The organism is Actinomadura sp. 7K534 (genome assembly GCF_004348575.1).
Lineage (GTDB): Bacteria > Actinomycetota > Actinomycetes > Streptosporangiales > Streptosporangiaceae > Spirillospora > Spirillospora livida.
This window is the reverse complement of record NZ_SMKB01000242.1, coordinates 1-10,613: the sequence shown is the minus strand read 5'-3', so window position 1 is coordinate 10,613 and position 10,613 is coordinate 1. Positions and strand designations below refer to the sequence as shown.

The window sequence follows — 10,613 nt, the reverse complement described above, 5'->3', positions numbered from 1 at the left end:
GAACCCTCCCCGAACCCGTCCGTTTCGCGATGCCCCCAACCGACCGGGTACGCTTTCCCGTCAACACCGGGCGCGTAGCTCAGGGGTAGAGCACTCGCCTTACAAGCGAGTGGCCGCAGGTTCGAAACCTGCCGCGCCCACCCAGGTAGAGGCCATGATCCGCACTCGCGGACCATGGCCTTTGATCTTGTTAGCGAGTAACCGGCTGCGCGGCTGCCAGGGGACCTACGGCCAGGTGCCCCAGATGGGCGAGGTGCCGTTCATCACGTGGTACTGCCGCGCTCTGGTGACACATTGCGGGCATACCGGCTCGTCGGTGGACCGGGCGACGGCTTCAGGCGTCGCTTGTCGCAACGAGCCCACGACGGTCATGCCCGGCGGCAAACCAGTCTCGGGGTCGATGAGGACGGTCAGGACGCTCTGAGCATCGAACTCGAAGACCCGCTTGCACGCCACGCATGTGCCCGTGGTCGAAGGCTGTTCGTCCTTCAAGCGGTTGGCCCCAGTCCGAACCTAGGCGGGATCAATGATTGCCCGCAGTTCATCATCGCCTCGTCGCACCGGCAAGCCCCGTGGACGATGGAGCGCGGCGTCAGGTCGTTCGACACCCCGTCTGAGGCGCGTACCTCGGTGGCGGTCGAGCGTATTCAGGTGGCTGCTCTCGTCCTCGCTCGGGGGGGATCTGCGTAGCTTGGATGAGGCGGTCGCGCAGGGGCTTACAAACGGGCGGGATTTGCTTGTCGCCGCCGGTTTGGCCGATGAGGGGTGGCGGGAACGCCTTGACGCCGAGTTGGCGCCTACTCCGGGCTCACATATTTGGATGACTCGTCATCGGAGATAGTCGCTCGGCCGGTCTCAGGTGACCGGTGGGCTTGTTACGTGTTCGGGCCGTAGCGGGTGGCGATTTCCTGGGAGCTTGGCCAGCGGCTGTAGGTGGGGGACTGGGGCCAGCCCTCGGGGGAGTCCTGCCACTCCTCCTGGCGGCCGTACGGCAGGACGTCGACCAGCGCGAACGTGTGGGTGAGCTGCTCGGCGCCGCGGCCGGTGGTGTGCCAGGTGCGGTAGACGGTGTCGCCGTCGCGCAGGAACACGTTGAACGCGAAGCCGCCGTTCGGGGGTGCGTCGACGTCGGCGCCGAACGGGCTGTTCGCGGTGGAGTACCAGGTCATCTTGTTCCCGACCCTGTGCTTATAGGCGAGGGCCTCGTCGATCGGCCCCTGGGTGACGATGACGAACCTGGCGTCGTACGCGTCCAGGAAGTCCGGCCGCGTGAACTGCGAGGTCAGCCCCGTGCAGCCGTCGCACTGCCACTGCTCGCCGGGGAACCACATGTGGTTGTAGACGATCAGCTGCGACTTGCCGTCGAAAATGTCGACCAGCCGGACCGGCCCCTTCTCGCCCTCCAGGGTGTAGTCGGGCATCTCGACCATCGGCATCCGGCGACGCTGGGCGGCGATCGCGTCGAGTTCGCGGGTCGCGGCCTTCTCTCGGGCGCGCAGGTCGTCTAGGTGGCGTTGCCAGGTCTCGGTGTCGACGACGTGCGGTAGCGCCTGGGCGGTCATTGGGCACCTCCAGCTTTGGTGTTCTGCGGTCTGTACAGGTGGACCATGCCCGCCGGCCAAACTCATCGGTCATCGAGGACCTCGGCCATGTCGGACGCCACGTCCCCTCGCCCCGGGAGCCGGGACGAGGGGACGTGTCCATGTGGGTGCGTCAGCCCTTCTGGCTGGGCTGTCGCGGTGTGGTCATCGGCCCAGGCCGAGGAGTGCGTTCAGCTGGGCGAGGAGGGCCGGGAGCAGGCCCAGGTCGCCGGGGCCGTCGAGGATGCCGGCGATGGCGCACAGCAGGTTGCCGAGCAGCTTGCCGGGGCCGGAGACGGCCGTGATGTCCAGGACGACCCGGTCGAGGTGGACCGTCAGTCCCAGGAGGTCGAGGTCCAGCGGCCCGAGGGTCAGGTCCAGGATCGGGCAGCTGGCGGAGGGCAGGCCGACGGGGAGCGTCACGGCCTGGTCGGTCACGGTGCCGGTGGTCGCGCCGGACGCGTCGCGCATCGTGCCGTCGAGGGTGCCGTTGAGCAGCAGTTGGCGGTCTTGCGACGTGAAGGCGGTCGGCGTCACCGTCCCGGTGAACGTCGATCCGTCGTCCGCGGTACCGGTGACCGGGACGCTGTCGAGCGGCGCCGGTGCCTCGCGGGCCGATGCCGGCGCGGCGGTGAGGGCGAGCACGGTCAGCAGTGCGACCGCGATCGCGGACAGGCTAGTAAGAACCCTTCTCATAGACGCATTCCTCCTTTGAATTCTTGCGTCTTGTCTTGAGCGGGTTCGTGCGTACCCGGGCGCTATGGCAGTACACGCGACGTTGTGATTGGTTGGTGATCGTTGATGTCTGGCCTGGTGAGGGGATTTTCAGGTAAGGCGATAATGGCTGAGGGGTGTCAATTTTGCGATTCAGGTAAACGGATTCGCCGGTCATGCGTCGTCCATGAGTAGTGATCATGTGGAGGTTTGCGCGCTCCGGCGTCGACGTCCGGTCGTCGCCTCTGCCAGGCGGTTCGCCTGGCCTGGCCACACCCCGCCCGTGGTGGTCGCCCCGTGGACGTCCGACGTGACACCCCGTGGTCGCACCTCCGGGAGGAGCTCCCCCGGCCGTCCGGAATCCCGTTTACATGGGGTTCACATATGGGCAACAGGTCCGAAATGCCTGGTTGACAGGTTGGGGCGTGCTGACACCGCCTCGAAGGGACGACCCACGTTGAGCTACAAGGCCGAGTACATCTGGATCGACGGCACCGCGCCGACCGCGCGGCTGCGGTCGAAGACGAGGATCCTGGCCGACGGTGCCGAGCCGCCGGAGTGGGGCTTCGACGGGTCCAGCACGAACCAGGCTCCCGGTGACAAGTCCGACTGCGTCCTCAAGCCGGTGTTCTCGTGTCCCGACCCGATCCGGGGCGGGGACCACAAGCTGGTGCTGTGCGAGGTCTTCCTCGTGGACGGGACGCCTCACGAGACCAACACGCGGGCCACGCTGCGTCCGATCGCCGAGCAGTACGAGGCGCAGGAGTCCTGGTACGGGATCGAGCAGGAGTACACGTTCTTCAAGGACGGGCGCCCGCTCGGCTTCCCCGAGCGCGGGTTCCCGGCGCCGCAGGGCTTCTACTACTGCGGTGTGGGCGCCGACGAGGTCTTCGGACGCGAGATCGTCGAGGCCCACATGGACGCGTGCCTGGCGGCCGGGCTGAAGCTGTCGGGCATCAACGCCGAGGTCATGCCGGGGCAGTGGGAGTTCCAGATCGGCCCGGCGGGGCCGCTCGAGGTCGGCGACCACATGTGGGTCGCGCGGTGGCTGCTCTACCGCGTCGCCGAGAACTACGGCGTGTCCGCCACCCTCGACCCGAAGCCGGTCGAGGGCGACTGGAACGGCGCCGGGGCGCACACGAACTTCTCGACCAGGGCCATGCGCGAGGGGTACGACGCGATCATCACGGCCTGCGAGGCGCTCGCGGAGCGGGCGCAGGAGCACGTGGCCGGGTACGGCGCCGACATCGAGCGGCGGCTGACCGGCATGCACGAGACGGCGCCGTGGAGCGAGTTCAGCTACGGCGTGTCGAACCGCGGCGCGTCGGTGCGGATCCCGTGGCAGGTCGAGGTCGACAAGCGCGGCTACATCGAGGACCGGCGGCCGAACGCCAACGTCGACCCGTACGTGGTGGCGCGCCTGATCACGGGCACCTGCTGCGCGGCGCTGGAGAAGGCCGGCCAGGTCTGACGCCGAGCCGGCACGGTCCCCGGGGAGTCCCCCTCCCCGGGGACCGTCGTGTTCCCGGGACGGGCCGCCGGTTCCGGCAACGCGGCCAAACGTCGGCAAAATGGTGGGCTTGGGGGAGTTCCCCCCTCTGGGGCCGGGTAGCAACTCATCGTTCGCACCGGGGGAGGGAACGATGCCCGATTCGTCTTTCGGGCGGTACTCCGGCGGCCTGCCCGGCAGGCACGCCGGCCGCTCTGCACGGCCCTGGGAACGGTCGTTCCGCTGCCCCTCCGGCGCGCGGCGGCGCCAGGTGGAGGCGCCGGCTCAGCGGTACGAGGACTTCGTCGCGCTGCACGAGGAGATCGCCGCCCGGTCGGACCCGCCGCTGCGCGCGCTGTGGTGGACGGGCGGGGCCGCCGCGTTCGGCGGGGCGATGCTGGCGTTCGCCGCGGTGATCGGGCTGCGCACGCTGTTCGGTGTGGAGGCCCCGGTGTTCGCGGGCGAGCACACGGCGGCGGAGCCCGCCGCGGCGAGCTACGCGCTGTGCGCCTTCGCGGGGACGATCCAGGGCACCGCGCTGATGCATCTGCTGCTGGCGACGTCGGCGCGCCCGGTCAGGGCGTTCGCTTGGATCGGCGGCATCGCGGTCGCGCTGCTGACGATCGTGCCCCTGACACTGAAGGGGCCGCTGGACGCGGCGTTCGCGACGTCCGGCATGAACCTCGCCGGCGGGGCGGCCGTGGTGGTGCTGCTGTCCGCCGTGGTGGCGGGATCGCGCCCGTTCTCCGGGGACGGCCCGGACGGGCGCGGCGGATGGTGATCCCGCGCTGACGCGGGGGCCGCGGACCCTCATACGGCACCGCCCGGGACCGGCGGGCGCGCGCCGCCGATAGGGGCGGCCCGAATTCTTGCGCCGTCGATCCGAATTAACGAAGGGTTCACAGGCGGACGATATCGCCCGTGCGCTGACCAGTGTATTAATAATCTGAGCGGGCCGCATCTCGGACGCGGCCGCCCTTGGTCAATGCGCGCCCGGCGTGTGCGTCGAATGCGGATGGATAATGCGAAAATGATCCTCTCCCCGCGAGGCCTGCGAGCCGCCACGTTCAATCTCCTCCAGCTGGCGATGTACGGGCATGTCGCCGATCTCCGGCCGATGCCGGCGGAGCCGGTCGGCGACGGGCCGCACCGGTCGGTGCACCGCTACCGGCCGCCGGAGGGGGTGGTGCCGGCGGGGCCGCCGGTGCTGTTCGTCCCGCCGCCCGGGGCGCCCGCGCGCTGCTACGACCTGCGCCGCGGGTGCAGCCTCGCCGAGCACGTCGTCCGGGCCGGCCGGCTCAGCTACCTGCTCGACCACGGGCCGCTCCGGTGCCCGGACCGCGAGCCCGACCTCGAAGAATGGGTCTCGGACGTGCTGCCCGCGGCGATCCGGGCGGTCCACCGGGACGCGGGCGGCCAGCCCGTCCAACTCGTCGGCTGGTGCCTCGGCGGGCTCCTCTCCTTGCTCACCGCCGCCGCCGGGCCGCGGCTGCCGATCGCGTCCGCCGCCGTGATCGCCGCCTCCGTCGACACGGCGGCGGCGCGGCCCGCGGCGGCGCTGCGGCCGCTGCTCGGCCTGACCCGCGGGGCCGAGGCGGACGTGCTCGGACTGATGTCCGGCGGCCTTCCGCGGCCGCTGGCGAAACGGGCCTCCCAGGTCGCCGGAATAGACAAGTACATGCTTCGTCCTTGCAAAATACTGACCCACCTCGACAATGCCGATTTCCTGGCGCAGGCCGAGGCGGTCGATCATTTCACCGACGAGCTGAGCACCTACCCAGGAAGCACCGCAAGACGGATTTACCGGACCCTTTCCCGGGACAACGCGCTGCTGCGCGGCGGAGTCCAGATCGGCGGCCGAAAAGTGGATCTCGGCGATGTCCGCGTGCCGGTGCTGGCCATCGCGGGGCGCGGCGACGCGCTCGCGCCGGTCCGCGCCGTCCTGCCCCTCATCCGGCTGCTCGGCGGGGCGCCTCAGGTGCGGTTCGAGATCGCGACCGGCGGGCATCTGGGCGTACTGACCGGGCACTCCGCCAGGACGACGACCTGGCGGCATCTGGACCGCTGGCTGGACGAGGGCACCGTCAGGCACGGCATCCGGCCGCAGCGCTTCACCGTCCCCGTCTGACCGGCGCTGCGCGACCGCCCGGTCTGCGGCGCGTCAAGGGACGTTCCAAAGTTCTTTGCGGGGTCGCCATCGGTGCGCACTCGGGTGTGTCGTCCGGGTGACCCGATGGTCGCCGACCGTAGTGTGACGCTCCGTTGATGCGAGCCGCGCCGGGCCGTCGCCGGTCCGCGCGGCCGGTCCGGGCGGCCGGCCTGGGCCGGGCGGAACGTCGGGGGGCACTGCATGGCGGCGGACACGGGCGAGTACGGGCGGATGCCGGAGAACCGGCCGCAGCCGGAGATCATCGGGGTCACCCCGTTCGGCCGTCCCGCGTCCCATCTCGCCGTGGCGGTCGCCCGCGCGGGCGGGACCGGGGTGCTCGACCTCGGCGCCGACCGCGCGTCCGGGCTCACCGCCCTCACGGACCTGCGCCGCTGGTGGACGGGCCCGTTCGGGGTCCGCGTCCCGGCCGGCTGCCGCGTCCGGCCCGCCGAGCTCCCGGCCGCCGCCGACACCGTCCTGGTGGACGCTCCGGCGCTGCGGTCCGACGACTCGCTGGACGTCGCCGGGTTCGCGCGGGGCCGCCGCCTCCTCGTCGAGGTCGTCGATCCGGACGAGGCCGCCGCCGTCATCCCCGTCGCCCGCGGGTTCACCGGGGACGTGGGGCTCATCGCGCGGGGCGCCGAAGCGGGCGGACGCGCCGGTGACCTCGGCACGTTCGTCCTGCTGCAGCGGCTCATGGCCGACCCGTCGGTGGACGTCCCGGTGTACGCGGCGGGCGGCATCGGGCCGCACACGGCCGCGGCGGCGGTCGCGGGCGGCGCGGCCGGGGTCGTCCTCGACGTGCAGCTCGCGCTCGTCCGGGAGGCGGACCCGTCCGCCGAGGCCGAGGCCGCGCTGTCGGAGCCGGACGGCACGACGGCCCCGTGGGGACGGGTGGGGCAGGACGGGCCGTCCGCCGCGGCGCTCGCCGCCCGGTACAAGACGGCCGGGGGAGTGGTCCAGGCGATCCGCGACCAGATCGCCGCGCACCTGCGGGCCGCCGTGCGGGCGGAGCCGCTCGCCCCCCGCGAGGACGCCGCCGGGTGCGCGTACCCGGTCGTCCAGGCGCCGATGACCCACGTCAGCGACAGCTCCGCGTTCGCGGGCGCCGTCGCGCAGGAGGGCGGCCTGCCGTTCCTGGCCCTCGCCCTGATGGACGGCGACCAGGTCGCGGCGCTGCTGCGCGAGACCGCCGACCGGCTCGGCGGACGGCCCTGGGGGGCCGGAATCGCCGCCGCCGCGCCCGCCGGGTTCACGCCCCCGGACGTCCGCGAGGCTCAGCTCGCCGCGGTCCGCGCGGCCGGCCCACCGTACGCGCTCGTCGCGGGCGGGTGCGCGGCGGAGGCCGCGGCGCTGGAGGCGGCCGGGATCAGCACCTATCTCCACGTCCCGTCGCCCGGCCTGCTGGAACGGTTCCTGGACGAGGGCGTGCGGAAGTTCGTCTTCGAGGGCCGCGAAGGCGGCGGGCACGCCGGGCCGCGCGCCGCCTTCGCGCTGTGGGAGGCGCAGGTCGAACGGCTGATGGCGTTCGACGGCGACGCCGGTGAGCTGTCGGTGATGTTCGCGGGCGGCGTCCATGACGAGCGGTCCGCGGCCATGGTCGCGGCGCTGGCCGGGCCTCTGGCGGAACGGGGCGCCGACGTCCGCGTCCTGATGGGCACCGGGTACCTGTTCACGACGGAGGCGGTCGCGACGGGCGCCATCCAGCCGGGCTACCAGGACGTCGCGCTCGCCTGTCACGGGACGGCGCTGCTCGAGTCGTCCGCCGGCCGGGTGACCCGCTGCGCCCGCACCCCGTACGTGGACACGTTCGCCGAGACCCGCCGCGAGCTGGAACAGGTCGGGACGTCCGGCGACGAGGTGGGGCGCAGGCTCGAGAAGCTGAACCTCGCCCGCCTGTGCGTCGCCGCCAAGGGGACGCGCCGGTCCAGCCCGGTCGACGCCGCCGAGCAGCGGACCGCGGGCCTGTACGTGCTCGGCGAGGCCGCCGCGCTGCGCTCGGCCGCGACCGGCATCGCCGCGCTCCACGAGCAGGTCACGGCCGGTGCGACCGCGTTCCTCGCGGCCCGCGCGGCCGAACTGGGCGTCGGCGGGACGCGCCCCGCCCCGGGCGGACGGCGGCCGCGCCCGGCCGACGTCGCGATCATCGGCATCGGCTGCGTGTTCCCCGGCGCCCGCGACGCGGATGGCTACTGGGCGAACATCGTCGCGGGCGCGGACTGCCTCAGCGAGGTCACGCGCTGGGACGCCGAGATCCACTACGACCCGTCCGGTGAGGGGCGCACCCCGTCCAAGTGGGGCGGTTTCATCCCCGACATCCCGTTCGACCCCGAGGCGTACGGCATCCCGCCCGGTGCGCTCGGCGGCATCGCCCCGGGCCAGCTCCTCGCGCTGGAGGTCGCCTCCCGCGCGCTCCGGGACGCCGGATACGCCGACCGGCCGTTCGACCGCTCCCGGACCTCCGTCTTCTTCGGCGCCGACGGCGGCGGTGACCTCGCCGCAGCCCACGGCCTGCGGGCGATGCTCCCGTCCTACCTGGGCGAACTCCCCGCCGAACTGGACGAACGGCTGCCGCGCCCGGCCGCGGAGACCCTCGCGGGCGTCCTCACCAACGTGATCGCCGGACGGATCGCCCACGTCCTCGACCTCGCGGGGACCGGCTACACCGTGGACGCCGCGGGCGCCGCGTCCCTCGCCGCACTCGACGCCGCCTGCAAGGACCTCGCCCTGGGTGCCAGCGACATGGTGCTGTGCGGAGCCGCCGACCTGGGCACCGGCGTCCAGGACTACCTGCTGCTCTCCCCGGAGCTGTCGCCGTCCGGCCGCTCCGCCGCGTTCGACGCGTCCGCCGACGGCATCGTGCCGGGTGAGGGCGTCGCCTGCATCGTCCTCAAGCGCCTCGCGGACGCCGAACGGGACGGCGACCGCGTCTACGCCGTCGTCAAGTCCGTCGCCGCGTCCAGCGACGGACGCTCCCAGGGCCTGACCACGCCCCGCGCCGACGGACAGTGCCTCGCGCTTGACCGCGCCTACGAACGCGCGGGCGTCGCACCCGCGTCGATCGGACTGATCGAAACGCACGGCACCGGCGCCGAAGTGGACGACAAGACCGAACTGTCCGCCCTTTCCTCGGCGTTCACGGGCGCGGTGCCGGGCAGCGTCACGCTCGGATCGGTCAAGGCGCAGATCGGCCACACCCGCCGCGCCGCGGGGCTCGCCGGCCTCATCAAGACCGCGTACGCCGTGTACCGGGGCGTGCTTCCCGGGACGCCGCACCTCGCCCGTCCCGTCCCCGAGTGGGAGCCGGACGGCCCGTTCGTGTTCGGCGGCGCCGCCCGGCCGTGGGCGGCCCGTCCCCGCGACCGGTACGCGGGGCTGAGCGCCTTCGGTCACGGCGGCGCGAACTTCCACGCCGTACTGTCCGGATACGACGGCGCGCCCGAGCCGGTGTCCGGGCTGCCGGAGTGGCCGGCCGAGCTGTTCCTGATCCGCGCGGCCGACCGTCCCGCCGCCCGCGCCGAGCTCGACCGCCTCACTGAACTCACCACCGGCGAACCCCGGCTCCGCGACCTCGCCCGGACGGCCGCCGCTCTCCAGGGGCCCGTCCAGGCGGCCTTCGCGGCGACCGGGCTGGACGACCTCCGGCGCAAGCTCACCCTCGCCGCGGAGTTCCAGCCGGCACCCGGCGTCTTCATCCCCTCCGGCGAGGCGGGCCAGGTGGCGTTCCTCTTCCCCGGCCAGGGCAGCGAGCGGCCGAACATGCTCGCCGACCTCTTCGTCGCCTTCCCGCGCCTCCAGCGCCTTCTCCGCCTGGCCGGCGGACGGTACGCCCCGGCGATGTTCCCGCCCGCCGCGTTCACACCGGACGAGACCGCCCACCGGCTCGCGGAGATCGACCGCGTGGCCCGTCCCGCCCTCGGCATCGCGGGTCTCGCCGTCCACCGCCTGCTGACCGCGCTGGGCATCCACCCCGACTTGGCCGCAGGCCACGGCCACGGCGAACTTGTCGCGCTCTGCGCCGCCGGCGTCCTCGACGACACCGACCTGATCGAACTCTCCAGCGCCGCGGCCGATCTGCAGGCCCGCGACCTACGCTCGCCCGCCTTCCCCGTCTGGGCCAGCGCGACGGCCGCCCCGCACGACACCGACCCAGCCGACCTCGCCGCCGCCCTGGCCGGACGGCACGGCGCGCCGGTGCGCTTCGCCGAGCAGATCGAGGCCATGTACGACGCGGGCGCCCGCACCTTCATCGAGGCGGGCCCCGGACACGTCCTGACCGGCCTCGTCGGCGAGATACTCGGCGACCGCCCGCACACCGCCGTAAGCTGCGATGCCCCCGGTGAGCACGGCCTGACCCACCTCCTGCACAGCCTCGCCGAACTGGCCGCCAGCGGTGTCTCCGTCGACCCGCTGCCCCTCTTCACCGGCCGCGGCGCGCACCCGCTCACGTCCGCGCCCGATGCCGCGCCCGCCTGGTTCGTGAACGGCCACCTCGTCCGCGCCGCGGACGGCACCTACCCGCCCAACGCGCTACGCCCGGCCGAACGCATCTCCGGCCCTCTCAACCGCGCCTCCGAGGCCGCCGTCCTGGAGTACCTGCGCACCGGCCGCGAACTGATCGCCGCCCAACGCGAAGTCATCCTCCGCCACCTGGGCGCGATGCCGCCCGCCCCCGTCCCAG

The 10,613-nt window shown here is 72.9% G+C and carries 7 protein-coding genes and 1 tRNA gene; 5 read left to right on the top strand and 3 right to left on the bottom strand.

All coding sequences use genetic code 11. The features are described 5' to 3' along the window. Window positions 1–68: 68 nt before the first annotated feature. Window positions 69–140 (top strand) — tRNA-Val (locus E1266_RS30925). 85 nt (window positions 141–225) lie between these two features. On the opposite strand, the gene E1266_RS30920 is transcribed toward E1266_RS30925, so the two are convergent. From E1266_RS30920 to E1266_RS30910, 3 genes are all read right to left on the bottom strand, one after another. Then, window positions 226–492 carry a hypothetical protein gene (locus E1266_RS30920; RefSeq protein WP_132053082.1) on the bottom strand — a complete coding sequence of 89 codons (267 nt, stop codon included), beginning with the start codon at window positions 490–492 and terminating at the stop codon, window positions 226–228. 383 nt (window positions 493–875) lie between these two features. Continuing rightward, complete coding sequence (locus tag E1266_RS30915; RefSeq protein WP_132053080.1) at window positions 876–1,562, bottom strand: DUF899 family protein; 687 nt, start codon at window positions 1,560–1,562, stop codon at window positions 876–878. Window positions 1,563–1,745: 183 nt separating this feature from the next. Then, complete coding sequence (locus E1266_RS30910) at window positions 1,746–2,276, bottom strand: hypothetical protein (RefSeq protein WP_132053078.1); 531 nt, start codon at window positions 2,274–2,276, stop codon at window positions 1,746–1,748. Between the two features lie 475 nt (window positions 2,277–2,751). On the opposite strand from E1266_RS30910, the gene glnII reads away from it, so the two are divergent. The 4 genes from glnII to E1266_RS30890 form a co-directional block, all read left to right on the top strand. Then, window positions 2,752–3,765, top strand: a complete 1,014-nt coding sequence (gene glnII / locus E1266_RS30905) for a glutamine synthetase GlnII (RefSeq protein ID WP_132053076.1) — start codon at window positions 2,752–2,754, stop codon at window positions 3,763–3,765. Window positions 3,766–3,937: 172 nt separating this feature from the next. Further along, window positions 3,938–4,564, top strand: coding sequence for a DUF6069 family protein (locus E1266_RS30900; RefSeq protein WP_132053074.1), 627 nt, complete (start codon window positions 3,938–3,940; stop codon window positions 4,562–4,564). 249 nt (window positions 4,565–4,813) lie between these two features. Next, window positions 4,814–5,911, top strand: a complete 1,098-nt coding sequence (locus E1266_RS30895) for an alpha/beta fold hydrolase (RefSeq protein WP_132053072.1) — start codon at window positions 4,814–4,816, stop codon at window positions 5,909–5,911. Window positions 5,912–6,133: 222 nt separating this feature from the next. Further along, the coding region (locus E1266_RS30890; RefSeq protein WP_207946013.1) for a beta-ketoacyl synthase N-terminal-like domain-containing protein at window positions 6,134–10,613 on the top strand (4,480 nt) is incomplete at its 3' end.